The sequence below is a fragment of the Nocardia sp. NPDC049935 genome, from assembly GCF_055586645.1.
Genome location: NZ_JBVJHV010000007.1, coordinates 386,563 through 412,647 on the forward strand (window position 1 = coordinate 386,563; position 26,085 = coordinate 412,647).

Here is a 26,085-nt window from a genome sequence, read left to right on the forward strand (position 1 = left end):
CAGGACACACCGCAAGACATGCGCGCGGATGGTGCCACCCCCGCGCCGATCTCGCGTAGCACCCGGACCCGACCATCGGCCTACCGGTATCCACAACGGGAGGCCCCGCCGCACTAGACTGTCGACCATGGCCGGGCCGCAACGATCGAACCCGGGGGAGTTTCCGTGACAGATTTCGACTACATCATCGTCGGCGCCGGAACGGCGGGTTGCGTACTCGCCGAACGTCTTTCGGCCGCACCGGATACCACCGTCCTGCTGGTCGAAGCCGGCGATCAGGACACCGATCCGCTCATCTCCGTGCCCCGGGGTTTCGGCGAACTCCTGGGGGACCCCACCACGGCGTGGCACTATCCGACCCGTCCGTTCGGACCGGCGCGGCAGGTCGAATACTGGGTACGGGGCAGAACCCTCGGCGGTTCCAGTTCGGTCAACGGTATGGTGTACAACCGTGGTCACCGGGCCGATTACGACGCCCTGGCCGCGCTCGGAAACCCCGGCTGGGGCTGGGACGATATGCTCCCCGCTTTCCGGGCCGTCGAGGACAATCCGCTGGGCGCCACCGAGTCGCGCGGCGCGGGCGGCCCGCTGCTCCTCTCCACCGCCGAAAGCGGCGACCCGCTACTCGAGGACGTGATCACCGCCGGCGCCGCCCTCGGCTGGCGGCGCGCGCGAGATCTCAACGAGGCCGACGAAGAGCGTATCGGCTACACGATGGCCACGATCCGCGACGGCCGCCGGTGCAGTGCCGCGGACGCCTTCCTCCGCCCGGCGCTCGACCGGCCCAACCTGACCCTCGCCCTGCACACCACCGTCGACCGGATCCTGCTCGACGACGGCCGCGCCGCCGGCATCCAGGGCAGGCGCGACGGCGAGATCGTCGAATACCGCGCCGCCCGCGAGGTGATCCTGTCCGCCGGTGCCCTGGCCACGCCGAAGATCCTGCAACTCTCCGGGATCGGCGACCGTGCGATCCTGGCCGCCGCCGGAGTCGACCTCGTCGTCGACAGCCCCGGAGTCGGGGCGCGGATGCGCGAACACCGCGTACTCACCCTGCAGTTCCGCCTCACCGAGGACATCGGATACAACCGCGTACTCGGCTCCGAGGAAGGCCGGGGGCAGGCGATGACCGAATACCTCGAGACCGGCGGCGGCCCGCTCGCGGCGCCTGCGTTCGATATCGTCGGATTCTTCAAAACCCGCCCGGACCTGGACCGCCCCGACGCCCAACTGCAGATCGCGCCCTATTCCATGCTGCCGCCCGAACCCGGGCAGGCCCTCCGGATCGAGCGCGAACCGGGCATCCTGTGCATCGCCTATATGCTGCGCCCGGACAGCGAGGGCAGCGTCCGCATCACCTCCCCGGATCCCGACGCACCCCTGGATATCGACCCCGGTTACCTCTCCACCGAACACGACCGCGCCACCTCCACCGAGGTCTTCCGCGTCATCCGCCGGCTCTTCGCCACCGACCCACTCGCCGGCCGCATCGCACACGAAACCGCGCCCGGACCGCGGGTGCAATCCGCCGAGGAGATCATCGAGGCCGGGCTGGTCGGCGGTAACTGCGGATATCACGCCTGCGGCACCGCCGCGATGGGCCCGGGCGACGAGGTGGTCGATTCCCGTCTCCGTGTCCGCGGTGTCTCCGGCCTGCGCGTCGTGGACGCCTCGGTGCTGCCGGTCATGATCTCCGGCAACCTGAACGGGCCGATCTCGGCCCTGGCCCGGCGCGCCGCGGATCTCATTCTCGAGCAGGCCTGATACCGACCCACCACGGCATCGATCCGGTACTCACGCGATCGGCGGGCCGAAGTTCCGTGCGCGTGTCATCGCCGGGCGGATCGATCGAGACCCAGACCCGCGAGCGCGATATCGGCGGCGGCGTTCAGCTGCGCGACGGTCGCGCCGTCGCGCGCCCGCGAGGACATGCCCTGGATGGTCACCCCGATGTATTCCGCGACCGCTTCGGGCCCGAGGTCGTACAGCGGATTCCCGGGGCCCGTGCCGGTGCCGAGGCGCTGTGCCAGTTCGGCGATATTCCGGTTCCGGTGCTCCCGGAGCCGCCGGGCGACCGGATCGTTGCCGTCGGTGACGCAGGCCGCGGCGGTGATGATCAGGCACCCGCCGGGATGGGCCGGGTCGGCATAGTGGACCGCCGCCTCCCGCAACAACCGGACGACCAGCCGCTCGGGCGACGGTTCCTCGGCGAACGCACGCCGCATCCACCCGCCGGGACCGGCGAGATAGTGCTCGATCACGGAATCGAAGAGCTGCTGCTTATCGCCGAACGCGGTGTAGAGGCTCGGCGGAGCGATTCCGATGGCCTTGGTGAGGCCGGATACCGAGGTGCCCTCGTAGCCGTACCGCCAGAACTGCTCCATGGCGATATCGAGGGCGCGATCGATATCGAACTTCCGCCCTTGTCCGGGGACGCCGACCATGAATCTCCTCTGCGAGCCGCGCGACCAGTGTGTCGCGCCCCACTCTACTCGCATAGCGATCGCTACACGAATGGGCTACTGTCATCGTGTGCGGATCGTCGACTGCGACGAGGCGGGCATGGTGCCGCACTGTTACCGAGCGGCCGCGATATGCCGTGCGTGACGAGGCGCATCGCATCGACCGCCGACCGAAACGTGAATACATGGGGGCACTATGCGAAGCGGCATTCGATTGCGACTGGGCCTGACCCATATCGAGTCGTTGAATTCCGAGTGGACCGTCGAATCGGTCAAGCAGGTCAGGTATCACGTCATCGCCGCACGTGACCTGTTCCATCCGGACAACACCCAACTACTCGAGGGCTGCGGTGAGGCCTCGATAAGGCCGGGAGAGCGCCGACTGGTCGTCATCGACGCCAATGTCGAGCGGCTGCACGGAGACCGGATCCGGCAATGGTTCGCCCGCCAGGGCGTGCGCGGCTCGATCGTGCCGATCCGGGCGGACGAATCGGTGAAGGAGTGGCATTCCGTCGAGCGCGTCGTCGATGCCATGAACGGTTTCGGCATCGACCGCCGGCGGGAACCGGTGATCGCCATCGGCGGCGGCGTGCTCCTCGACGTCGTCGGCCTCGCGGCCAGCCTGTACCGGCGCGGTACTCCGTATATCCGGATCCCGACCACCCTCATCGGTCTGGTCGACGCCGGAATCGGCGTCAAGACCGGGGTCAACTACGGGCGCGGCAAGAACCGGCTCGGCACCTACGCGCCCGCGATCGCGACCTTCCTCGACCGGGCCTTCCTGGCGACGGTCCCCGAAAGGCACCTGTCCAACGGGATGGCGGAGATACTCAAGATGGCGTTGATCCGCTCCACGGAACTGTTCGACCTGCTCGACCGGCACGGCGGTGCGCTGATCGCCGACCGGTTCCAGGGCACGACACCCGAACTCGACGCCGCGGCCCACCAGGTGATGGCCGAGGCGATCCACCTCATGCTGGAGGAGTTGCAGCCGAATCTGTGGGAAACCTGCCTGGAACGCTGTGTCGACTACGGGCACACGTTCTCACCCACACTCGAGATGCAGGCACTCCCGGAACTGCTGCACGGCGAGGCCGTGGGTATCGATATGGCATTGACGTCGGTGATCGGGCATCTGCGCGGAGATGTATCGGGCCCGGACCTCGATCGCATCCTCGCGGTCATGCAGCGGCTCGGATTGCCGGTGTGGACCGATGTTCTCGCCACACCGGGACTGCTCGACGAAGCGCTCGCCGATACCGTCCGGCATCGCGACGGTCAGCAACGACTCCCCCTCCCGTACGGCATCGGCCGGCACCGATTCGCCAACGACGTCACGGCGGCGGAAATCGCCCGGGCACTGGGCATCCTCGACGAACGCCGGCAAGAGGCCGGCCCCACGCCGATCGGGAGCCTGCGATGAGGTGGGAATCGCTGTACCTCAACGGAATCGGGTCGTATCTGCCCGACGAGCGAGAACGAGCGCACGACGCGGTGGCCTCCGGACGCCTCGACGAGATCGATCGGCAGAAGACCGGGCAGCGCGCGGTCGCGGTCTCCTCACCCGGTCGCGGCGAGACCGCCCCCGAGATGGCGGTCCGTGCCGCGCAGTGCGCGATAGGAGACAGCGGGGTGGCCGCGGCCGATATCGATCTGCTGGTCCACGCGGTAGTCCTGCACAACGGGCTCGAGGCCTGGAACTGCGGAGCCTATCTGCAGAACGAGCTGGGTATCGACGACTGCCTGCCGGTCGAGATCCGCACCGCCTGCGCCGGTGCGATCGTCGGCATCGAGATGGTCGGCCGGTGGTTCGGCGGCAAGGCCCACGGATTGGTGACCGCCGCCGACGCCTGGCGACTGCCACTGTTCGACCGCTGGTCCTCCGACAGCGGGCTCGCCTACGGCGACGGCGCCGCGGCCGCCGTCGTCGGACCCGGTACCGGTCCGTTCCGGGTCCTGTCGACCTCGGTCGTCAGCGATACGGCTCTCGAACGGATGCATCGCGGTCACGAAACCCTCGATATGCCGGCCTATTCCCAGCGGTCGCCGATCGACCTGCGCGCCCGGGTCGCCGGATTCACCGAGACCCGGCCGATCGACGAATTCTGGACCCGCAACGGCGCGGCGCTGGCGCGCTGCGCCGAGACCGCGCTCGACGACGCCCGCACCCATCACGACGATATCCACACCTGGATCGTGCCGAACTTCGGCGATGTGCTGCTGCGCAAACAGTGTTTCGAGCCGTTGAAGATACGGCCCGACCAGACCCTGGTCGAGCTCGGCCGCGATATCGGGCACACCGGTGCGGCCGATCCGTTGCTCGGCCTGGATCTGCTCGCCTCATCCGGGGAGATCAGGCCGGGCGATCGCTTCGTGCTCACCGGGATCGGAGTCGGGTTCACCTGGGGTTGCGCCGTCGTCGAGGCAACCGGCGCGATCCCCTGATCACCACCCGACCCCACACTCCGGCCGAAGAGGGAAAGGCTGCACATGTCCACTCGGACCTCGACACAGACGGCGGGTACCGCCGCGTCCATACCGGTCAACAGGGCGATCGTGCTCATGTTGCTGGCCGTATTCGGTGTCGGCACCGTGGAGTATCTGGTAGCCGGTGTGCTCCCGGAGATCGCCGGTGACGCCGGAATGACCGAGGGCACCGCGGGCCTGCTGGTCACGGTGTACGCGATCACCGTGATGATCGGCGGTCCGCTGATGACGGTCGCCACCGCGGGGATGCGGCGCACTCCGCTGATCATCGGCTCGATGACGCTGTTCGTCGCCGGCAATATCGCGACCGCGCTGGCGCCGAATTTCGCCACCCTGGTCGTCGCGCGGATCGTCACCGCCCTGCCGCACGCGACGTTCTTCGCGCTGTGCCTGGTGCTGGCCACCTCACTGGTGGAGCCCGAGTTCCAGGGCCGGGTGATCGCGCGGGTCACGCTGGGTCTCAACCTCGCCACCGTGCTCGGCGTGCCGCTCGGCACGCTCATCGGGCATCAGGTCGGCTGGCAGTGGTCGTTCGTGATCGTCGCGATGTTCCAGGCGATCGTCACCGTGGCACTCGTCGCCGCCACCCGCCGGGCGCCCGACCATCCGGCCGGAAGCGTCGTCACCGAGATCCGGGTGTTCGGCAAACCCGCGGTGCTGTGGGCGATAGGGCTCACCGCGCTGAGCCAGGCGGCGCTGTTCGTGGTGTTCACCTATATCGCGCCCTATCTCACCGATATCGGCGGGGTGCCCGCCGGTCAGGTGACGATCGTGCTGTTCGTGTTCGGACTCGGTTCGGTCGTCGGTAACCAGCTCGGCGGCCATTTCGCCGACAAGTCCCTGGACCGCACGCTGGTGGTCGCGTTGACGGCGCTGGCGCTGACCCTCGCGGTCCTGGTGGTGGCCGGGGATTCCCGGTGGTTCGTGACGGTCTGGATGTTCGTTCTCGGGGCGGCCGGGTTCTCCATCATTCCCCCGCTCGCGTCCAAACTGATCGGCGCGGCCGCCGAAGCCCCCCATCTGGCGGCGACGGTGAATATCGCCGGGTTCCAGCTCGCGAACGCGGCCGGGGCGTGGATCGGTTCGATCGCGCTCGGCGCCGGGGCGGGCCTCGGTGCGCTACCGGCCGTGGGGGCCGCGCTGGCGGCCGGGGCGCTGATCCTGCTCGCCGTCTCGCGCCGACCGGCCCGGCCGGCCGCGGCTCCAGCGGAGGCCGGATGATGCGCGCGGCGGTGATCAAGGGTCCGGACGTCGCCGAAGTGGTCGACCTGCCGGATCCGCGGATATCCGGCGACGATGTGCTGATCCGGATCTCCTATGCCGGGCTCTGCGGTACCGATCTCGAGCTGTTCCACGGCACCTCCCCGTATCTCGCGGACGGGCGCGCGACCCATCCGCACTCCTTCGGGCACGAATGGGTCGGAGTGATCGACGCGATCGGTGCGCGCGTGCACGGCCTGGAGCTGGGGGAAATCGTCACCGGTAGCACGATGATCTTCTGTGGGCGGTGCGATCGGTGCGCGGCGGGCAACCGCAATCTCTGCCGGCGATTGACCGAGGTCGGCCTGTACGGCCATCCCGGCGCGGTGGCCGAGTTCCTGCCGATGCCGGGCCGGGTGGTCACCTCGCTGGGGCGCGGACCGGCCGAACCGGCGCATGCGCTGATCGAGCCGATGGTCACCGTCCTGGAGGCGCTCACCGCGGCCCCGGTCCGCCCCGGCGATCGGGTGCTCGTTCTGGGCGCCGGAACCATCGGCAGCCTCGCCGTCATCCTCCTGCAACAGGCCGCCGTAACCGTGGATGTGGTGGATCCCGGCGGTGCGACCCACCTCGAGACCGGTCTCTACCGGCAGCTGCTCGATTCGGTACCCGCCGGGCGCGACAGCGGATACGACCTGGTGGTGGAGGCATCCGGCGCGCACGGCGCCCTGTCCCAGGCGATCTCGCAGTTGCGTCCCGGCGGCACCTGCCTGCTGGTGGGGGTCGGCCCCGGCCCGGAGACCGTCGATCCGGGTGCCATCGCGCTGTCCGGTATCCGCGTGATCGGCGTCCGGCACGGTGTCGACCACTACGGGCGCGCCGCGCGGTTGTACGAATCACTACGCGCGCGGCTCGAGCAGCTGGTCGAAGCGGTCGTACCGCTGGCGGATATCGGCGCCGCGTTCGCCGCGCTCCAGGCGCCGCGCAGCCGGCCGAAGGTGGTGATCTCCGTTGCCTGAAACGATGGTTCCCGCGCAGGGAGCGGTCCTGATCACGGGGGCGAGCAGCGGAATCGGCCATGCCGTGGCCGTGGCCATGGCGCGCCGGGGCCGGCACGTTCTCGCCGGCTACCGCACCGGCCGGGACCGGGCCGAACGCCTGACCTCCATGCTGGAGCGGCGATTCGGTGTCCGGGCGGTCCCGCTCGCCCTCGATCTCCGCGACCCGGCAGCGGCGACAGCGACCCTCGCGGACGCTCTCGACGCGGCACCGGCAACCGTCGGTGAGATCGGCTGCCTGGTGAACAACGCGGGCGTCAACGATCGGACCGCCGCCCACCGTCTGAGCGTCGCGCACGCGGAGGAGGTGCTGGCGATCGACGCGCTCGCCCCGATCGCGCTGTCCTCGGCCTTCGCGCGCCGGCTGATCGATACCGGGAAGTCCGGAACCATCGTCAACGTCACCTCGGTGCACGAGTCGACGCCGATCACCGGCGGCACCCTGTACTGCGCCGCGAAGGCGGCCCTGGCCATGGCGACGAAGGTGATGGCTCTGGAGTTCGCGCAGTACGGAATCCGCGTGAACGCCGTCGCTCCCGGCGAGACGGCGACACCGATGAACGGTGTCGCCCACGACGACGCGGCGCATTCGATCGACCGCCCGGCGATCCCGCTGGGCCGGCCCGCCCACGCCGACGAGATCGCCGCCGCGGTGGCGTTTCTCGCCGGGCCCGAGTCCAGCTATACGACCGGCACCACGCTCACGGTCGACGGCGGGCTGGTGCTGACCGCCGCCGAGGAGAACGCCCGCAGCGCAACTGTCCGAGAGCCACAACCCGCAGGAGGAGCTCAGTGAAGGCCGCAACGATACCGCGAGTCGGTGGACCCGAACTGTTCGTCGTCGAGGATATGCCGGAACCCGAACCGGGTCCGGACGATATCGCCGTCACCGTCGCCGCCGCGGCGGTCAACCCGGTCGATCTGAAGACCCGATCCGGTTTTCTCCGCCTGGATCTCGTATTCCCGGCGATCCTGGGCTGGGACGTCGCCGGGACCGTGGCGGCGACCGGCGCGAACGTCACGGACTTCGTGCCCGGAGACCGGGTCATCGGCATGGTCGCCCAGCCCGCGCGCGGATACGGGACATACGCGGAGACGGTGGTCGCGCCGGCGTCGCTGTTCGCGCCCGCCCCGGCTTCGCTGCCGCTGCGCGACGCCGCCGCGGTTCCGCTGGCCGGTCTCACCGCCATCCAGACGCTGTACAGGCTCGATCTAGGGGAACCCACGAAGGTCCTGGTCACGGGTGCCGCGGGTGCGGTCGGCCGTATCGCGGTCCAACTGCTCGTCGCGGCAGGCCATCGCGTCGGAGCCGTCGCCCGTGAAAGCGACCGCGCCGAGCTGACGGAGCTCGGGGCCGAAGCCGTCACCACGGCCTCGGCCCTCCCGGATCGTGTGTGGGACGCGGTGGTCGACACCGCCGGGCTGGCCGCCTCGATCGCGGCGGTCCGCGACGGCGGCCGGTTCGTCTCCATCGATGACAATCAACAGCCCGAACCCCAGCGCGGTATCACCCCCGGCAAGAGCTACGTCGACGAGAACGGTTCGATGCTCGCCGATCTGGCGCGCAGGATCGACGCGGGCAGCGTCCGCGTTCCGGTGGCCCGGTCCTACGCACTCGCCGACGTCGGCCGGGCACACACCGATCTCGCGGCCGGCGGTACCCGGGGAAAGCTGCTGGTGATCCCGTGAACACTCCCACCACCGCGGTGTCCTCGCCCGGCCGGCACCGCATCGGTATCCGGGTACCCGACCGGGTCCGCGCGGCGGAGCATCTCGCCGCCATCGTCGGCGAAGGTTCGGTGCGCCCGGACACCGCCCATCCGAACCCGGCCACCCTCATCACGGCCGATCCGGCGATCCACGTCGAACTCCGGGACGCCGATCCGGCGGGCCACAGCACCGCGCCCCATGTGGTCGACCTCGGAACCCATCATCTGTGCTGGCGGGTCACCGATATCGACGCCGCCGCCGACTATCTCGCCCGGCAACCGGATACCACGATCCTCGGCGATATCATCGAGATCCCGGAGGGGCCCATCGCCGGAAACCGGTGGGTCTACTACCGCTCCCCGTGGGGCACCCTGTTCGAACTCCAGCAGTGGCCCGAGCGCCCGCCCTACACCGCGAGCACCTCGGCACGCCTCGACCACACCCGCCATCGAGTCGACGGCGCTGTGCTCCCGGGGTACGCGGGCGTGGACCATACCGGCTACAGCGTCCGGGATCTCGAGGCGACACTGCGGTATCTCGTGGACACCCACGGCGCGGCGGTGGCGGTCCGCACCGAGATCGCGGCCGACCGGCCGTTCATGCGACGCCAGTTCGGCGTCGACGTGGAGGGCACGTCACTGATGGCGATGGTCGTGGTGGACGGGCTCAATATCGAACTGTTCGAGCACCACGTCACCGAGAACGCTCCGGCCCGCCGCCCCACCGAATTCGGCGGGCACCAGCTCTCGTTCCGCACCGGCGACCGGCACGACGTCGCCTCCCTGTTGATCGATACCGGAAGGACCATATCGTGAAACTCGGCGTGAACCTGCCCAACTTCGGCCCCCAGATCGACCACGACGGCATCGCGCGGTGGGCACGCACCGCGGAGAGTTCGGGATTCGACGTGGTCCTGCTCTCCGATCACGTCGCGCTGACCGACGACGCCCATCGCCGCTCACCCGCCCCGTTCTACGAATGTCTCTCGACGCTGGCCTGGCTGGCCGGACAGACCCGGACCATCCGGCTCGGGGCGGGCGTCCTGATCGGCACCCATCGCCATCCGATCCACCTGGCGCATACGACGGCCACGATCGACCGGTTGAGCGGCGGCCGTCTCGTCGTCGGTATCGGAGTCGGCTGGGCGGCACAGGCATTCGATGTCCTGGGCGTCCCGTTCCACCGGCGCGGGCGGCTCACCGACACCACCCTCGCCACCCTGCTCGACTATTGGACCTCCGACACTCTCACCGCGGCCGGGCAGCACGGCATGCACCGGGTGCACACCGCGCCGCGGCCCCAGCAGGCCCCCCACCCACCCGTCTGGATCGGCGGAAACGGCAGGCCCGCCATCGAGCGGACCAACCGATACGGCACCGCGTGGCATCCCCTGCACCCGTCCCGGGAACTGTGCGAAGCGGGAGTGGCCGCCCTCGATACCGGCAAGGCGTTCGTGCCCCGGGTGTTCTTCCTGCCCACTCCGACAGCGATCGCCGCCGCGGGCCGCCCGCTCGGGTACGGCAGTCTCGACCAGATCGCCGGCGATCTCCGATTCCTCGAGGCCCTGGGCGCCGACACCGTCGTCCTGGACACCGATCCCGGCGACCAGCGCCTGCGCCGGCCCCTCGCGGACGATCTCGCACTCGTCGAACTCGCCGGAACCACGTTCGCACAGGCGGTGCAGCCCATATGACCACCGAGAGCCCCGCTGCCGCCCGTCCGCGGGTTCACCTCGATACCGACGCCATCCTTTTCGATATGGACGGCACGCTCGTCGATTCGCATGCCTCGATCCTGGAGACCTGGCTGCGCTTCGCCGAGCGTCACGATCTCGACCCGGCCACCGTGCGGGATGTCCTGCCGGGACGAACCGCCGACGGTATCGTGCGCGCCCTGCTCGACTGCCCCGATGAGCAGGTCCGTGACGAGGTGGCGTGGATTCGCCGCACGGAACGGGCCGCGGTGGCGCCGGTGACCCCGATCCCGGGTGCGGTGCCACTGCTGCGCTCCCTGCCGCTCGAACGCTGCGCGGTCGTCACCGCGGCCTCGGCGGAGATGATGCGACAGCGACTCCTCGCGGCCGGTCTTCCGGTGCCCGTCGTCACCGTGACGGCCGATGACGATATCGAGGGCAAACCGGCACCGGCGGGTTTCCTGCGCGCGGCCGCGGCGCTCGGCGTCGCCCCTCGTCGCTGTGTCGTATTCGAGGACTCGACGGCCGGTCTCGTCGCGGGCCACGCCGCCGGCGCTCGGTGCGTCGCGCTCGGTGACGCGCCCGGCCCGGCCGATCTCCGCATCGCCGATCTCCGCGCGGTCGAGGCCGGCGCGGTGGGTTCCGGTATCGCCCTGCGGATCACGCAGTGACCAGGCGGATGGCCGTCGACCTGGGCGGAACGTGGTTGCGCATCCGGATCGGCGGACATACCGAACGTATCCCCGCCCCCAGCCGGATCCACCACCCGGCGGCCTCGGTGGACGAATTGCTCGAACTGCTGATATCGACTCTCGACGAACGTGTTCCCGCCGGCGCGACGGTGGATTTCTCCTGCGGTGCCGCACTGGACGAAGAGCGGGGCCTGGCCTACGGATCGGGCCCACTGTGGGGTGAACGGCCGCCGGAGCCGATACCGCTGCGCACCCTGCTGGAGAGTGCGCGACCGGACGTCGGCTGGCATCTCGTCAACGATGTCACCGCGGCTCTGGCCGACGCGGTCGCCCGCTACGGCCGACCGGCCGACCGCCACTTCGCGTATCTGACGATCAGCAGCGGAATCGCTTTGCGTATCGCCGATCTCACCACGGCCGGAATCGTCGTCGACCGCTACGGACTGCAGGGCGAGGTAGGTCATCTCCGCGCCGCGTCAAGCGCACCGCATGCCGTCCGTTGCCTGCCGTGCCTGTGCGGCGGCAGCGGCCATATCGCCGCGATCGCTTCCGGCCCGGCCCTGCCACGCGTGGCGGCCGCCCTGGGCATCGACGAACCCGAGCGGGTCACCGACAGCCTCGGCGGGCTGGTGCGCGCGGGGAATACGGCCGCTCGCACGGTCCTGCGGATCATCGTCGAGCCGATCGCGGAATTGGTCCGCACCCTGCGCACCGTCGACCCGACGCTCGATGCGGTGGTCATCGGCGGCGGAGTCCCGGAAGGCCTGGGCACGGTGTACCAGGACGCGCTGCGCTCCCAGATCGACGAGGTCCGCTCCTATGCCGACGCCGGGCCCTCCGATCTGCGGCTGCACATCTGCCGCGCCGGCGATATCGACCCCCTCACCGGAGTCGCGGCCATCACCGACGGACGCCTGACCGTAAGGAAAGGACATCGGCATGACCGATGCGTTGTCTGATACCCCACCCGCCCCCGCGGAACACCGGGACGCGGCAGCGTCCCATCTCGCGATCGTCCGGGAGGCCACGCGGTCGGCCCTGCGGTCGCGTCCGACGCCGGTGCCGGGCGTCGGCGAACTCCTGCTCGCGCCGGAGAAGGTCTCCCTCTGCGGTACCGATATCCAGATCGTGCGCGGGGACCGGGACGATCCGTCACCCATCGTCGGTCACGAGGGCGCGGCACGGGTGGTCGCCGTCGGGCCGGCGGCCGGCGATTTCGCGCCGGGGGATCGGGTCGTCGTCAATCCCACCCATCCCCGGGATCCCTCGTTCCTGCTCGGCCACAATGTTCCCGGCCTCTTCCAGCAGCGAGTTCTCCTCGGCGCTTCGCCGGTCGCCGCCGGTCTGGTCGCTCGGATCGGCGACGGCATCTCGTCGACTCGCGCCACCCTGATCGAACCCTGGGCCGTGGTGCGATACGCGTTGTCGGCGATGGCGACCACCGAACCGGACACACTCGTCGTCATCGGCGACGGCCTGATCGGAAACCTCGCCGCCTATCTGGCGCCGAAACTCCTCGGACCGGTGACCGTACTCGTCGTGCACCGGTCCGCGAACGGCGCCGCGTGGACGGACGCCTTTCTGCCGCAGGTGACGAACCGGCGCTCGGACGAGCCGTGGCAGCAGGACTGCGGGTCGCGGGTGGCCGTTCTCGTCGCGACCCATCGCGGCGGCACGGTCGGCGCGGTCGAGGAGGCGATCCGGCGACTGGGAGACCGGGCGGCCGCGGTCCATCCGATCGGTGGGGTGGCGCCGGGTTCGTCCTGCCGCCACGTTCCGGGCGTGGATCTGGCGGGGGTGCGCGCGGCGAATACCGGTGGGCCCTGGCCGCCGGCGCGGGTGCACTTCACGGGCCCCGCCGGGTCGATCCAGTTCACCGGAAACCGCGGGGTCGCCACCCCGGCCCTGCTCGAGGCCGCCCGTGAGCTGGCCGCCGAGCCGGTGGCCGTCGACGCCCTGATCACCCACGATGTCGACACCCAGGCCGGCGTGGAGATCATGAACGCGCTGTGCGCGGAGAACCGGAAGATCGTCTACGGCCGCCGGGTGCAGCGACTGGTGGTGACGATGAATCCCGACCTTGTCGTGTAACACCACTATCCGGGCGGGGTAACCCGACACCGATCGACCCGGTGGCGCCCCCGACACGCGTTCGCACCGCATCGCGGACACCGACCCGTCACGCTCGCAACATTTCCACGAGCGGCCGCCGAATGTCGTACGCCGCCCAGCCGGGTGAGCCGTCGCGGGCGAACGCGACCCAGGCCCCGTGCACGCGAGCGGCCGACCCCACCGGGGCCGGATCCGGGCCGAGCAGTCCGGTCTCGCCGTGCAGCCACGGTTCGTCGGCGATATCGAAGACGAACGGGAGCTCGACGGTGTGGGTCGCGCCCAGTTCCCCGCCGAGGGCCGTCGACCGGTAGCCGAACGAGTAGGCGTAGGTGCGGCAGCCCGAGATACGCGCGTGCGCCTCCAACAGCCGTTTTGTCCCCGCCCCGAACAATGCTTCTCCCAGGATCGCGGAACGCAACTCCCCGGGCGTGGCGGCCGGATGCCCGGTGCGGACTACCGCGATGGCGGCGGCCGGGTCCGCGTGGGCTTTCTCGGCGAGTACCCACACATCCGCGTCGGTGGAGGTTTCCAGATGACCCTGCGGCACCAGATACAAATTCCCTTCCTGGGTGTTCGTGCCGATGAGCAGGTCGATCTCGGCAGCGGGCCCGGCGGTGAGATCGTCGGCGGGCTGGACGGACAGCACGGGGGCGAAGGCACTGAGCCCGGCCAGCGGGTCCGTCGCGTCGTCGGTGCGCAGGTCGATTCCGGACAGCGCGGGCAGGATCTCCAGGAACCGCTGGTCCGGGATATCGGCGAATTCCGCCACGGTCGGCCCGACCCCCAGCGCCGCCGCGGCGGCCACGCTGACCCGGTGCGCCTGCTCCGGGGTGAAAGCGCCCGTCCCGCTGCCGCTCTGGATGATGGCGCGCCGGAACAGTCCCTTCGCCTCCGGTGTCGCGAGCAGGGCCGCGATGAGCGTGGCGCCCGCGGATTGCCCGAAGACGGTGACCGCCTCCGGATCGCCGCCGAACGCCGCGACGGTGTCGCGTACCCAGCCGAGCGCGGCGATCAGGTCGAGCAATCCTCGATTGGCGGGCGCGTCGCCCAGGTCGAGGAACCCGGGGATGCCCAGCCGGTAGCCGACGGTCACGAGAACGACGCCGTCGCGGGCGAAGGCCCGGCCGTCGTAGAGCGCGGCGCGGGGCGAACCGGTGACGAAACCGCCGCCGTGCACGAAGACCATCACGGGCCGCCGGCCCGCGTCGGCGGCGGGAGTGCGGATATCGACGGTCAGGTACTCCGCCCCCGGCACCCAGCCGGGCCCGAAGTAGGGGGTCATATCGAGACGGCCGAAGTCGCGGGACGGCTGGGGCGCCGTCGGGGCCGGACGGGTCGCGTCACGAACGCCGGACCAGCCAGGATGCGGTGCCGGGCGCGCGAAACGACCGGCGCCGACCGGGGCCGCCGCATACGGGATGCCTCGATAGAGTTCACCGGCTTCGTCGCGGATTCCGCGAACCGCGCCGGCGGGAGTGCCGACAACCGGGTACGAATGCTGGGACATGATCACTCTCCTGGGTGGGCCGGTCACGAGAGGCGGGAGAAACCCGCCCACTCCCGGACCGCGAATTTCGATCCGTCGCGCTGCACCTGCAGCGCGCCCCGGCCACCGAAATGCGCGGGGAACACGAGTGCGTTGGTCTCGGCGGCCGTACCGAGCAATGTGTGGCGGGTGGCCCGCGATTCGGCCGGGTTCTCGCAGAAGCAGGAGTTGGTCTCGGGCTCCACGATCTGCAGCGCGGTGTGCACGAGATCGCCGACGAACAACGCCCGGTCGCCGCGTGACTCCAGCGTGAGCACCGAGGAGCCGGGAGTGTGCCCGGGCGCCAGGTCGAGCCGCAGGTTCTCGTCGATCCGGTAGCCGCCCTCCCACAGATGCGTCAGGCCCGCCGCGTGGACCGGCGCGACGCTGTCCTCGAAGACGTTCTGGTTACCGCGGCCGAGCACCGGCTCGCTCGCGCCGGCCGGGTCCCAGAATTCGAAGTCCCGCTGGGTCATCAGGTAGGTGGCGTTCGGGAAGGTCGGCACCCAGGTCCGGCCGTCCAGCCGGGTGTTCCAGCCGACGTGGTCGATATGCAGATGGGTGTTGACCACGAGGTCGACCTCCTCCGGCCGCACCCCGGCGGCCGCGAGATTATCGAGATAACCCGTGACGCGCCGGCTCCACACCGGGGCATAGGGCCGCTCCTTGTGGTTGCCGACCCCGGTGTCGACGAGAATCGTGCGGCCGCCGCTGCGCAGCAGCCACGACTGGATCGCCGACCGGCACTCACCGGTCTCGGGGTCCCAGAAATCCGGCGCGAGCCAGTGCCGGTGCTCGTCCCACGAGCCCTCGGGGCTCTCGGGGAAGAACTGGTCCGGCGTCATCTCGACCGAGCCGTAGTACTCGTGGATGCGGGTGACGGTGACGTCGCCCAGGGTGATCTGGTCCATATGGTCCGTCCTCGGGTCGGTGATGACACGAGCCTGGACGGCCCCGCCACCGCGAGCCACCGCCCCTTCGTCCTACCCCTGGCAGGGTGTGGCCGGGCCCGCGCACCGTCCGCATACTGGGGTGATGGACGGACCCGGCCCACTCGGCGATTTCCTGCAGGCCAGAAGGGCGCGGCTGCGCCCCGATGACGTCGGCCTGCCCGACCTCGGCCCCCGCCGGCGGGTGGCCGGGCTGCGGCGCGAGGAGCTCGCCCAGCTGGCCGGGGTGAGCGTCTCCTACTACGCGCGGCTCGAACAGGGCCAGTCCCGGGCGGCGTCGGCGGAGGTACTCGACGCGATCGCCCGCGCCCTGCTCCTCGACGAACACGAACGCGCACATCTCGACCGCCTCGCCGACGCCGCCCGCCGCGCACCCCGGCCCCGCCGCGCGAGGCCGGAGAAGGTCGCCCCGGAGACCTGGGAGCTGCTCCGCGCGGTCGATGGCATCCCCGCGATGGTCCTCGGCCGCCGCACCGATGTCCTGGCGTGGAATCCTCTCGGACACGCGCTGCTGGCGGGCCATCTGGATTTCCACAGCCCCGGCGAACCGGCCCGGCGGCCGAATATCGCCCGCATGCTGTTCCTGGACCCGCACTGCAGGGACCTCTACACCGACTGGAAACGCAAGGTCCGCACGGTCGTCGGCAACCTGCGGGTGGCCGTCGGCAAGTTCCCCGACGATCCGCAGCTCGCGGAACTGATCGGCGAGCTGACGATGAAAAGCCCCGAATTCGTCACGCTGTGGCGGGACCACCGGGTGAAACCCTGCGACGGCGCGTCCTACGAACTGCGCCATCCGGTCGTCGGGACCCTGACGGTGAACCAGCAGACTCTGTCGATCGGCGGCTCGCCGGAACAGTCGCTGATCCTGTGCACCACACCTGCCGGTTCTTCCTCGGAGGAGGCGCTTGTGCTGCTCCGGCAGGCGGGCGTGCGGTCGGCGGCGATTACTCAGACGGTCGAGTAGTACTACGGATTCGGTCGCGTGGCCGGGCCGCCACCCTGGATACATGCCCGAACCTCCCCCTCCGCGCAGCACCGTCCGTAACTCCCCCGCCGCTGTCCTCGCGTTCCTCCTGGTCTGGATTGTCGCGATCCTCGCCCTGTTCGTCTCGATGCTCTACCCGCTCGGCATACCCGGCTGCAGCGCGGGAGAGCCCTCCTGCGATATACCGCCGATCTGGTTGGCCTGGCCGGTCACCTGGGGTGGCACCGCGTTCGGTGTCGGGTGGAGCATCGTCGATACCGTACGCCGCAAACGGATACGTCTCACGGTGCAGCTGTGCTGCTCCGGCATCATCGTTTTCGGCGCCCTGTTCGGTTTCCTGCTCATGCTCGCCTGAGCCCGGACCCGCCCCGAACGCGGCCGCCACCCGAACGGCCATCAACCCCGCGGCAGCGCCTGCACAATTCGGGTGACCCGCGCCCCGGCATCACACACGCGGCCGATCTTCGCGGCGAGCGCCTCCCCGGCGAACTCTTCGGCCCGGCCGCCCACGCTGATGGACGCGACAACAGACCCGTCGCGCCCGAATATCGGTGCCGCCACCGCCGCCACCCCGGCCAGATAGTCGGAGTTGCTCAACGAATAACCGGCCGTCCGGATCTCGCCGAGGTGTTCACGCAGCCGGTCCACATCGGTGATGGTGTGCTCGGTGATCCCCGGCAGGTCCGCGGTTATCCACCTGTCCTGCAACGCTTTCGAATGCGCGAGCATCACCACCGGACCCGCCGCCGCGTGATACGGCATCACCGACCCGATATTGATCCCCGCCACAACCAGCGAATTACGCCCCTCGAGCAGATCGATGCAGACCGCCCCCTGTTCGGCGGGCACCATCAGGTAGGCCGTGTTCCCGAACGCCGTCGCCAGCTCGGACATGAACGGTTTCGCCGCGGAACGGATATCGAGTTTCGACAACGCCGCCGACCCGATCTCGAACACCGGCATCGCCACCCGGTAGGCGCCCTCTTCGGTGCGATCCACCCACCCCGCCTGGATCAGCGTCGCCATCAGGCGGAAGACCGTGGTCTTGTTCATCCCGCTCGCGGTGGTGAGGTCGTTCAACGTCCAGACGGGCCGGTCGGCACTGAAATGGCCCAGCAGCGTGCACGCCTTGAGCACGGCTCCCACCACGTCACGACCTGCCGACGCCTCCGATTCGGGAGACGTGCTCGCCTTCGGCGAGGTGGGCACAGCCACGGATACTCACTCACTTCCACGGTTCGCGCGATCGATTCCGCCACCTTACGAACTCATCGACCGATCGGGGTTGACTTTGTGACCCCCACCACCCTACCGTCCCCGTAACGAATTTTGAAACATATTCCGCATTGCGAAACGGAGAGTGGACAGGTGCGCAGCCCGACCTTGAAAGACCTCACGTCGAACGGACTCGTCTACGCCCCCGGCGTATGGGACGGCCTGACCGCCCGCCTCGCCGAACAGGCCGGTTTCAGCGCCCTGTGCGCCTCGGGCTTCGCCGTCTCGGCAGCCTTGGGCCTCCCCGACGCCGAGCTCTACACCCAGACCGAGAACCTCCAGGCGGTCCGCACCATCCGCGAATCCTCGAAGCTCCCCTTGGTCGCCGATATAGACACCGGCTATGGAAATGCCGTCAACGCCGCCCGCACCGCCACCAAATTCGTGGACGCGGGCGTCGGCGGAATGTTCATGGAAGACCAGGTTTCTCCCAAGTCCTGCCCCATCTGCGTGGGCGATCCCGTGGACCTGATCACCGTCGAGGAAGCCACCGGCAAGATCCGCGCCGTCCGCGACTCCATCCCCGACGACGTGCTCCTCATCGCCCGCACCGACGCCCGCGGCGACGGCGCCATCCGCCGCGCCCGGGCCTACGTCGAGGCCGGCGCCGACATGATCATGCCGGTCACCAAGACCTTCCAGACCGTCGAGGAATGGCAGCGCTGCCACGAAGAGGTCGGCGTCCCGCTGATGGCCACCCTCACCGCCTCGACCTGGACCGAACGCGATTTCACCCCCGAGATCCTCGAACAGATCGGCGTCCGGCTGGCCCTGCTGCCCACCCAGGTGCTGATGGCGGCCGCCGGAGCCGCCCGCGCGACCCTGAAACGCCTGGCCGCGGGCGAACCACCCGCCCAGGTGAGCGCCGACGCCCTCCAGCACCACGAGTTCGTGGACCTGATCGGTTTCCCCGAGGTCGAGGCCATGCAGAACAAGTACCTACCCGCGAAGGAGCAGTGACCCCCGTGGGCTACACGATGACGGAGAAGATCCTGGGCCGCGCCTCGGATCAGGACACGGTCCGCGCCGGCGAGAACCACGCCGTCGCCCCCGCGCGCATGATCGCCTACGACTTCCCCGGCTACACCGACGTCATGTTCCGCCAGATGCGCGACGACTTCGGCATCACCGAACTCGAAGACCCCAGCCGCTACATCGTCTTCATCGACCACATGCTCACCAAGCGCAACGAGAAGGAAACCGAGGTCCACCAGGTCACCCGCGACTGGTGCGACTTCTTCGGCATCGAGTTGCACGAGGGCCGCGGTATCGGCCACCAGCTCACCGCCGAACTCGGCCTCGCCATCCCCGGCGAATTCCTCGTCCACTTCGACGGCCATATCAGCGGTATCGGCGCGTTCGGCGCCCTCGGCTGGGGAATACGGCGCGACCTCATCGAAGCCTGGGTCACCGGCCGCGTCTTCGTCGATATCCCCGCCACCACCCGTTTCGACCTGGTCGGCGAGTTCCCGCCCGGCGTCGACAGCCGCGACCTCGTGCACACCATCATCGATATGGTCGGCGCCGACGGCTGCGCCCATCAGGTGATGGAGTTCGGCGGCCCCGGCGCCCGCTCGATGGCCATCGACCACCGCCAGGGCCTGTGCGGAATGGCCATGTTCACCGGCGCCGTATCCGCCGTCTTCGAACCCGACGAGATGTCGCTGGCCTACGCGAACAAGGTCGCCCGCCGCAGCTTCGACCCCGTCTACCCCGACCCCGACGCCACCTACGCCGCCCGCCACACCATCGACCTGTCGACCCTGACACCCCGGGTCGTCCTCCCTGGCTCGGCCCGCGCCGTCAACACCAAAACCGCCCAGGAACTCGCCGGTACCCCCATTACGAAAGCCTTCATCGGCTCCTGCGCCAGCGGCCGCATCGAAGACCTGCGCGCCGCCGCCCTGGTCCTCGACGGTCGCCAGGTCGCCCCCGGAGTCGAACTCAATGTCGTCCCCACCTCGCAGAAGGTGTACGAGCAGGCCGAGCAGGAAGGAATCCTCGACGTCCTCCGCGCGGCAGGTGCGCATATCAATATATCGAGCTGCGATTTCTGCTTCGGCTACCAGAAACCCCTGCAACCCGGCGAGAACTGCATCTCCACCGGCGTCCTGAACATCTCCGGCCGTATGGGCAGCCCCGACGCCAATATCTACATGGGCTCCCCATACACCGTCGCCGCCAGCGCCCTCACCGGCACGATCCAGGAGTCGAACCAGTGAGCGCCTACCCCCCACCCCCGGACCTCATCGAAGGCAAGGTCGCCTGGATCTTCGGCGACGATTTCGATATCGACCTCGTGGTCGGCGTCTCCAACATCAAGTCCTACGACCCCGACCACCTGCGTTCGGTGTGTATGCAGGCCTACGACCCCACCTTCACCGACCGCGTCCGCCCCGGCGATATCATCGTCGGCGGCCGTAACTTCGGCTACGGTCATCCGCACTATCCACCGATGGTGGCCCTGCGCAACGCGGGTATCGCGGCCATCGTCGCGGAATCCTTCTCGCCCGGCTTCTGGCGCGGCGAGACCTTCAACGGCATGCCGTTGATCACGATCCCCGGCATCTCGACCGCAGTCCGGGTCGACGACGCCGTGGCCCTCGACTGGCGTACCGCCACCCTGCGCCTGCCCGAGGGAACCGACCTGGTCGGAACCCCACCGAGCCCGCGGACCATCCAGGTCATCGAGGCCGGTGGCTCGTATGAACTCCTGCTCGCCGAGCACGCACGCGAAAGACAGATTCAATGACGAACACAGAACCTCGCGTCGGGTCCAGTGACCTCCACCCCTCCGGACCGCTGCCCGTGCCAGCAGCGAAGAAGTCGAACTCCGTGGCCCGCCGCGCCGCCATAGCCGGCGGCGTCGGCACCCTCATCGAGTACTACGACTTCGCGGTATACGGCTTCCTCGCCGTCACCATCGCCCCCCTCTTCTTCCCCTCCGACAATTCCGGCGTGTCGATCCTGTCGACCCTCGCCGTCTTCGGCGTCGCCTATGTGGCCCGCCCCCTCGGCGGCATCTTCTTCGGCCGCCTCGGCGACCGCCGCGGCCGCCGCCACTCCCTCGTCATCACCGTCGTCAGTATGGGCATCGCCTGCGGCATCCTCGGCCTGCTCCCCACCCATTCCGCCGTCGGCGTCCTCGCCCCCATCCTCTTGGTGCTGGTCCGCCTCGCCCAGGGCTTCTCGGCCGGCGGCGAAGTAGGCGGCGCGGCCACCTATATCGCCGAATCGGCCCCACCGAAGAAGCGCGGCTTCTTCGGCTCCTTCACCCCCGTCGGCTCCACCCTCGGCTTCGCCGTAGCCGCCGCCGTCGTCGGCGTGGTCGCCCTGGCCACCAACGATGAGCAGATGGAATCGTGGGGCTGGCGCATCCCGTTCCTGCTCGCCCTACCCCTCGCCTACGTGTGCCTGCGCGTCCGCATGAAGCTCGAGGACACCCCCGAATTCGAGGAGATGGCCGAAAAGCAGCAGGTCACCAAGAGCCCGCTGCTCGACACCGTCACCAAGAACCCGTGGTCCGTAGCCCGCGTCGTCGGCATCGCCATCGCCATGAACGGCTCCGGCTACATCGGCCTCACCTACTTCAGCGTCTACCTGATCAACGACCTCGGCTTCTCCAAAGACTCCGTCTACTGGACCTCCGCCGTAGCCATCGCCCTGGCCTGCGCCACCTTCCCCCTCAGCGGTATGGCCACCGACAGGTGGGGCCGCAAACCCGTCCTCATCGCCGGCTACCTCGCCTACGTCGTGATCGCCCTCCCCGCCTTCATGATCATGGGCGCAACCAGCAGCATCCTCGTCATCGGCATTGTCTACTTCCTGTACATGGTGCTCAACGGCGTAGTCCAGGTCCCCGCCTTCCCGCTGTTCACCGAACTCTTCCCCCGCACCGTCCGCTACACCGGCGTCTCCCTCGGCTTCAATATGGGCACCATCGCCGCCGGCGGCACCGCCCCCTACGTCGCCGCCCAGCTCGTCGAATCGACCGGCAACGCGATGTCACCCGCCTACTGGGTAATGGGCGTCTGCGCCATCGGCCTCCTCACCGTCGCCACCATCCGCGAAACCGGACGGAAGGAACTCCCTGCATGACCACCGGTAACACCGGGACAACCCCGTCCGCCGCATCAGATGAGGGTGCGGCGGGCGGGGTGTCCCGGCAGGACGGCCACGAACGCTTCGCCACACTCACGGAGGCATGGAACGACCGGGTCCGGCACGAACCCGACGCCCCGGCCCTCGTGTACTTCGACACCACACTCACCGTCCGCCGGACCGACGACCTCGCCAACGCACTCGCGGCCGCTTTCGCCGAGCGGGGTGTGGGCCACGGTGAACGGGTGGGCATCCACCTTCAGAACATCCCGCAATACGCGATCGTCCAGCTCGCCCTGTGGAAACTCGGCGCGATCGCCCTGCTGCTCAACCCGATGTATCGGGGGCGGGAACTCCGGGAACTGGTCAGTGATGCCGAACCGGTCGGGATCATCACCACCGACCGCGATGTGCGGCAGGTCCGGGAGGACGTCGAGGGCACCACAGTCGAATGGGTGATCGGCACCGCGGAGTCGGACCTTCAGTCCCGCAACGATCCCCGCGTTTTCAAACCCGAAACCGCCGCTGCCGCTGAGCCATCGGCAGACCATCCTGCCGGCGCACCCGCGATTCACACCGACCTGCTCGCCTTGGCCCATGAGTACGCCGGCCGGAAACCCCCACCGGTCCAGGTACACGGCGACGACCTCGCTTTCCTCGCCTACACCTCCGGCACCACCGGCCCGCCCAAGGGCGCGATGAACTCGCACGCCAACGTCCGCGCGGTAACCACCAGCTTCGCCGAACTCGCCGGCATCACCCCCGGCGACGTCGTCTTCGCCCTGGCCCCGCTGTTCCACATCACCGGAGCGGTTGTCATCGGCGCCCTCGCCCTCACCGAACCCACCTCCCTGGTCTTCACCAGCCGCTTCACCACCGACGTAGCCGTCGACGCCCTCCGCGAACACGGTGTCACCTACACTATCGGCTCCATCACCGCCTTCAACGCGATGATGAACTCCGAATACGCCACCGCCGAACACTTCTCCACCATCAAAACGCTGTACAGCGGGGGTGCGCCGGTTCCACCGAGCACGGTCACCCGCTTCCAGGAGCGGTTCGGCCACTACATCCACAACGCCTACGGCATGACCGAAACCTCCTCAGCAGTCACCGCAGTCCCGCCGGGAACGAGCGCTCCGGTCGACCCGGACAGCGGCACTCTGTCCATCGGACTACCGCTGCTGGGAGTGAACGTCGAGGTAGTCGGCCCCGACGGCCAGCCCCACCCTCCTGGCAGCCAAGGCGAACTCGTCGTCACCGGCCCGCAGGTCATCCGCGGATACTGGCGCAAACCAGAAGAATCCGAAGCCGCCCTGCCAGGAGGTCACCTCCGAACCGGCGACAGCGCGATTGTCGACAAACAAGGCTGGGTTTACCTGGTCGATAGGATCAAAGACCAGATCAACGTCTCCGGATACAAGGTGTGGCCGCGCGAGGTCGAGGATGTCCTCTACGAACATCCGGCCGTGCTCGAAGCAGCAGTAGTAGGAATTCCTGACGAATATCGTGGCGAGTCAGTTGTCGCCTACGTTTCCCTGAAAGACGGACAGACCGTTCAGGCCGACGACCTGATCGTATTCACCCGAGATCGACTCGCGCCCTATAAAAGGCCCAGGGCAGTCAAAATCGTCGCCGATCTCCCTAAAACGCAGACTGGCAAAATTCGCCGACGTGCACTACGCGATCAACATGGTGAGGCCCGAACCGCATAACGAGGACCTCGCGGCCATATCGGAAATTTGACCGACGGCGGAGTGAACGCGGTGTCGGTCAAGCGGAACAGATCAATCGAATTAATCGCTCTGCGCCAGGTCAAATACGACGGCACCCGTAACGTTGAGCTCATCTGGGTCAGAAGACGCAAGGAGACGATACTTCACAGGGACATCGTCCGCTGGCGCCAACACAAGATGAAAGCCATCCGCTTCAAGCTCGCCGCGTAGGACACCGCGAGCTTCCTCCGCATTCGCCACCGAAACATTCGCGCAAAAGTAGGTACCTTGCCCGAGGTACACCTGCTCGCCACAAACAGCGATAGGCTCGTATACGGATAGCATTACCTGAAGCTGTGAATCGAGCAAAGATTCATCCATAATCTCAATATTTTCGGTGTCGTCCTCCAATCTTTCCACTTTGGCGTTGAACAGGACACCTCCTGCGACAGTTAGACTCCCCCCGTCCAATAGTTTTGTCGCGAGATCGATCCCATGAACCTGCTCGCGAGTGAAAGCGATAGGCGCCGGAAACGGAGTATTAGATGATGCTTGTATACGGGCCAAACGTTCCACTTGTCTTATAAAAGCGGCTGGCACGGGCGTGGGATTATCAAGCGGGGCAGTATCGCCGACGGCTCCAGCATCACCCAGCTCCAACTGCACCATATTCGGACTGCACATATGGTGACCGAACTGGAGCACTGGAAGCAGTTCGGAAGGGTACGCATCATCCCGAGGATTGTAGGAGATATTTATTTGAGCCGTCACAAGATCGCCTCGGGATCGACTAGGGTCCAATTCGACATTCACGCTGACCGAATTGGTTTTATCGGCTGCATATATTGTTGCTACTGAAGTTCCAACTTTGCGTTCGTGAAACCTCACCGGAAGGTTCGCCAAGCGTCTCCCTTCAGGGCTTGTAACAACCAACCGCCCCGGGAGCCCGCCTGGTATCGACTTTCTAGTAGAACCGATCTGAACATTTGCCGAGGTGCCAGTTAGCTGGGTTATGCCTATCGGTCCGGTAGCAGAATTTATTCGCACATAGGAATCGCTAACAGCGATAGCGTCTCCTCGCCTCACAGCCTCGGAGAATTTCGCGGCTTCAATCCTGCCCATTTCCGTGTCTGGAAATTCAAAACTTACCGACAGCGAGATAGGCCTCTCCTGATCGGCACCCTTCCAGCGAGGCACGTACGTCACTGCGGTTTGATTTCCAGTTACGGCAATATCTATCCGATAATAGGGGTCAATATCGTTCAATCGGCGAGCAATATTTTGAACCCGCGCAAGTGCAGCATTTATGTCACTCCCAAAACTGGCCTCTTCCTGATTTAGCTCACGCAACAATTGCACAACTTCATCATTTACGCCGTCGATGAAATACCTACGGATCCGTTCATTCTCAATCATTTGCTTGTCGAGCCAGTCTTTGTCCAGCCATTTGATCGGGCAAGTGATCCCAAACTTTTCAGGCAGCTTGCTAAACCATTTCTCCTCGGCTGGAGTTCGGTTGATTGGAACGATCAAAGTCCACGAATCGGGCTGGTGGAGCATGGCGGTCTTCAGACTGCGTTCAACCTGGTTTCGCCGGCCTTTCTCCGCCCCCAGGCGTCCAGTAAATGATTTACATTCGAAAATATGGAGTTCGGTCTCTGTGATAATCTGAACGTCGCGCCCGTCGTCTCCTCCTGCGCCATCAATTCGCTGCGCGTCCGGATTTAGCGTGCTGAGAAGGACCGAGACAATGTCTTCGTAGACATCGCGTGCGACTTCATCCCATTTAACTGGCGGCATCACCAGAGCCTAGATCGTTTCGCTGGCCAGCACGCGCATTTCAACCCTTCATTGCCGCATCCCCGCCCGGTCCGCCGCTTAACCTTTGGCCCTGCTGGCTGATGGTCTGCGCCTTGGTGGGGCTGGCTTCCCCGCCTGCCCCATAGGGCCTGCCTTTCTCGCGTAGAGACTCCGCGGTCAAGGGTGGCGCTAGCCATCACCGAGTGACGCCGTAGGCGCCCTTGAGGTTCCCCCGCATTGTTGGAGGGCGGGGTTATCAGGTTCCGGCCGGAACCGGGTGATGGTAGCTCGCCTCGAACTCATCGGGTGATCGCCAA

Annotated in this window: 24 protein-coding genes; 19 read left to right on the forward strand and 5 right to left on the reverse strand. The window is 67.8% G+C overall.

The genetic code is table 11. The features are described from left to right. The first annotated feature begins 165 nt into the window (after positions 1-165). Positions 166-1,764 carry a GMC family oxidoreductase gene (locus tag ACZ6SF_RS26660; RefSeq protein ID WP_466065516.1) on the forward strand — a complete coding sequence of 533 codons (1,599 nt, stop codon included), beginning with the start codon at positions 166-168 and terminating at the stop codon, positions 1,762-1,764. 65 nt (positions 1,765-1,829) lie between these two features. Here the strand turns inward: ACZ6SF_RS26660 and ACZ6SF_RS26665 are convergent, their stop codons facing one another. Continuing rightward, positions 1,830-2,444 (reverse strand): TetR/AcrR family transcriptional regulator, encoded by a 615-nt coding sequence (locus ACZ6SF_RS26665; RefSeq protein ID WP_466065518.1) that lies wholly within the window; start codon positions 2,442-2,444, stop codon positions 1,830-1,832. Positions 2,445-2,658: 214 nt separating this feature from the next. Between ACZ6SF_RS26665 and ACZ6SF_RS26670 the strand changes: the two genes are divergently transcribed. From ACZ6SF_RS26670 to ACZ6SF_RS26720, 11 genes are read left to right on the forward strand one after another with little or no spacing between them, the layout of a single operon-like run. Next, the gene (locus tag ACZ6SF_RS26670; RefSeq protein WP_466065519.1) at positions 2,659-3,885 is read left to right on the forward strand and encodes a sedoheptulose 7-phosphate cyclase; all 1,227 of its coding nucleotides are present in this window, start codon (positions 2,659-2,661) and stop codon (positions 3,883-3,885) included. After that, positions 3,882-4,907 (forward strand): 3-oxoacyl-ACP synthase III family protein, encoded by a 1,026-nt coding sequence (locus tag ACZ6SF_RS26675; protein WP_466065521.1) that lies wholly within the window; start codon positions 3,882-3,884, stop codon positions 4,905-4,907. Before ACZ6SF_RS26670 ends, ACZ6SF_RS26675 begins: the two co-directional genes overlap by 4 nt. 45 nt (positions 4,908-4,952) lie before the next feature. Then, entirely contained in the window at positions 4,953-6,170 is a 1,218-nt protein-coding gene (locus ACZ6SF_RS26680) for an MFS transporter (protein WP_466065523.1), read from the forward strand. Beyond that, positions 6,167-7,168 (forward strand): zinc-dependent alcohol dehydrogenase, encoded by a 1,002-nt coding sequence (locus ACZ6SF_RS26685; protein WP_466065524.1) that lies wholly within the window; start codon positions 6,167-6,169, stop codon positions 7,166-7,168. The genes ACZ6SF_RS26680 and ACZ6SF_RS26685 overlap by 4 nt, the downstream gene beginning before the upstream one ends. After that, positions 7,161-8,003, forward strand: a complete 843-nt coding sequence (locus tag ACZ6SF_RS26690; RefSeq protein WP_466065525.1) for an SDR family oxidoreductase — start codon at positions 7,161-7,163, stop codon at positions 8,001-8,003. Before ACZ6SF_RS26685 ends, ACZ6SF_RS26690 begins: the two co-directional genes overlap by 8 nt. Continuing rightward, complete coding sequence (locus ACZ6SF_RS26695) at positions 8,000-8,896, forward strand: NADP-dependent oxidoreductase (RefSeq protein WP_466065526.1); 897 nt, start codon at positions 8,000-8,002, stop codon at positions 8,894-8,896. Before ACZ6SF_RS26690 ends, ACZ6SF_RS26695 begins: the two co-directional genes overlap by 4 nt. After that, a complete protein-coding gene (locus ACZ6SF_RS26700; protein WP_466065528.1) occupies positions 8,893-9,732 on the forward strand; it encodes a VOC family protein in 840 nt (279 codons plus the stop codon). The genes ACZ6SF_RS26695 and ACZ6SF_RS26700 overlap by 4 nt, the downstream gene beginning before the upstream one ends. Further along, the gene (locus ACZ6SF_RS26705; protein ID WP_466065530.1) at positions 9,729-10,610 is read left to right on the forward strand and encodes a TIGR03619 family F420-dependent LLM class oxidoreductase; all 882 of its coding nucleotides are present in this window, start codon (positions 9,729-9,731) and stop codon (positions 10,608-10,610) included. The genes ACZ6SF_RS26700 and ACZ6SF_RS26705 overlap by 4 nt, the downstream gene beginning before the upstream one ends. Next, complete coding sequence (locus ACZ6SF_RS26710) at positions 10,607-11,281, forward strand: HAD-IA family hydrolase (protein WP_466065531.1); 675 nt, start codon at positions 10,607-10,609, stop codon at positions 11,279-11,281. Before ACZ6SF_RS26705 ends, ACZ6SF_RS26710 begins: the two co-directional genes overlap by 4 nt. Then, positions 11,278-12,261 carry an ROK family protein gene (locus ACZ6SF_RS26715; protein WP_466065533.1) on the forward strand — a complete coding sequence of 328 codons (984 nt, stop codon included), beginning with the start codon at positions 11,278-11,280 and terminating at the stop codon, positions 12,259-12,261. Before ACZ6SF_RS26710 ends, ACZ6SF_RS26715 begins: the two co-directional genes overlap by 4 nt. Beyond that, positions 12,242-13,393 (forward strand): alcohol dehydrogenase catalytic domain-containing protein, encoded by a 1,152-nt coding sequence (locus tag ACZ6SF_RS26720; RefSeq protein WP_466065535.1) that lies wholly within the window; start codon positions 12,242-12,244, stop codon positions 13,391-13,393. The genes ACZ6SF_RS26715 and ACZ6SF_RS26720 overlap by 20 nt, the downstream gene beginning before the upstream one ends. A gap of 88 nt (positions 13,394-13,481) precedes the next feature. Here the strand turns inward: ACZ6SF_RS26720 and ACZ6SF_RS26725 are convergent, their stop codons facing one another. Both ACZ6SF_RS26725 and ACZ6SF_RS26730 read right to left on the reverse strand, forming a co-directional pair. After that, positions 13,482-14,921: a carboxylesterase/lipase family protein gene (locus ACZ6SF_RS26725; RefSeq protein WP_466065537.1), complete on the reverse strand. Its 1,440-nt coding sequence runs from the start codon at positions 14,919-14,921 to the stop codon at positions 13,482-13,484. A gap of 23 nt (positions 14,922-14,944) precedes the next feature. Beyond that, positions 14,945-15,850, reverse strand: coding sequence for an MBL fold metallo-hydrolase (locus tag ACZ6SF_RS26730; RefSeq protein ID WP_466065538.1), 906 nt, complete (start codon positions 15,848-15,850; stop codon positions 14,945-14,947). A 124-nt stretch (positions 15,851-15,974) separates the two neighbouring features. On the opposite strand from ACZ6SF_RS26730, the gene ACZ6SF_RS26735 reads away from it, so the two are divergent. Both ACZ6SF_RS26735 and ACZ6SF_RS26740 read left to right on the forward strand, forming a co-directional pair. After that, on the forward strand, positions 15,975-16,856 hold the full coding sequence (locus tag ACZ6SF_RS26735) for a helix-turn-helix domain-containing protein (RefSeq protein ID WP_466065540.1): 882 nt from the start codon (positions 15,975-15,977) through the stop codon (positions 16,854-16,856). A gap of 43 nt (positions 16,857-16,899) precedes the next feature. Further along, the gene (locus ACZ6SF_RS26740) at positions 16,900-17,232 is read left to right on the forward strand and encodes a hypothetical protein (RefSeq protein ID WP_466065542.1); all 333 of its coding nucleotides are present in this window, start codon (positions 16,900-16,902) and stop codon (positions 17,230-17,232) included. 41 nt (positions 17,233-17,273) lie between these two features. On the opposite strand, the gene ACZ6SF_RS26745 is transcribed toward ACZ6SF_RS26740, so the two are convergent. Next, entirely contained in the window at positions 17,274-18,086 is an 813-nt protein-coding gene (locus ACZ6SF_RS26745; RefSeq protein ID WP_466065543.1) for an IclR family transcriptional regulator, read from the reverse strand. Between the two features lie 159 nt (positions 18,087-18,245). Here ACZ6SF_RS26745 and ACZ6SF_RS26750 point away from each other — a divergent pair, with 159 nt between their 5' ends. Genes ACZ6SF_RS26750 through ACZ6SF_RS26770 form a run of 5 tightly spaced genes read left to right on the forward strand, consistent with a single transcriptional unit; the run spans position 18,246 to position 23,968 of the window. Continuing rightward, entirely contained in the window at positions 18,246-19,112 is an 867-nt protein-coding gene (locus tag ACZ6SF_RS26750; protein WP_466065544.1) for an isocitrate lyase/PEP mutase family protein, read from the forward strand. A 17-nt stretch (positions 19,113-19,129) separates the two neighbouring features. Then, on the forward strand, positions 19,130-20,374 hold the full coding sequence (locus ACZ6SF_RS26755; RefSeq protein ID WP_466065576.1) for a 3-isopropylmalate dehydratase large subunit: 1,245 nt from the start codon (positions 19,130-19,132) through the stop codon (positions 20,372-20,374). Continuing rightward, positions 20,371-20,904: a 3-isopropylmalate dehydratase small subunit gene (locus tag ACZ6SF_RS26760; protein WP_466065545.1), complete on the forward strand. Its 534-nt coding sequence runs from the start codon at positions 20,371-20,373 to the stop codon at positions 20,902-20,904. Before ACZ6SF_RS26755 ends, ACZ6SF_RS26760 begins: the two co-directional genes overlap by 4 nt. After that, entirely contained in the window at positions 20,901-22,250 is a 1,350-nt protein-coding gene (locus tag ACZ6SF_RS26765; protein WP_466065547.1) for an MFS transporter, read from the forward strand. Before ACZ6SF_RS26760 ends, ACZ6SF_RS26765 begins: the two co-directional genes overlap by 4 nt. 59 nt (positions 22,251-22,309) lie before the next feature. After that, complete coding sequence (locus ACZ6SF_RS26770; RefSeq protein ID WP_466065578.1) at positions 22,310-23,968, forward strand: class I adenylate-forming enzyme family protein; 1,659 nt, start codon at positions 22,310-22,312, stop codon at positions 23,966-23,968. A gap of 81 nt (positions 23,969-24,049) precedes the next feature. On the opposite strand, the gene ACZ6SF_RS26775 is transcribed toward ACZ6SF_RS26770, so the two are convergent. Continuing rightward, positions 24,050-25,768 carry a hypothetical protein gene (locus ACZ6SF_RS26775; protein ID WP_466065548.1) on the reverse strand — a complete coding sequence of 573 codons (1,719 nt, stop codon included), beginning with the start codon at positions 25,766-25,768 and terminating at the stop codon, positions 24,050-24,052. Positions 25,769-26,085 lie beyond the last annotated feature (317 nt).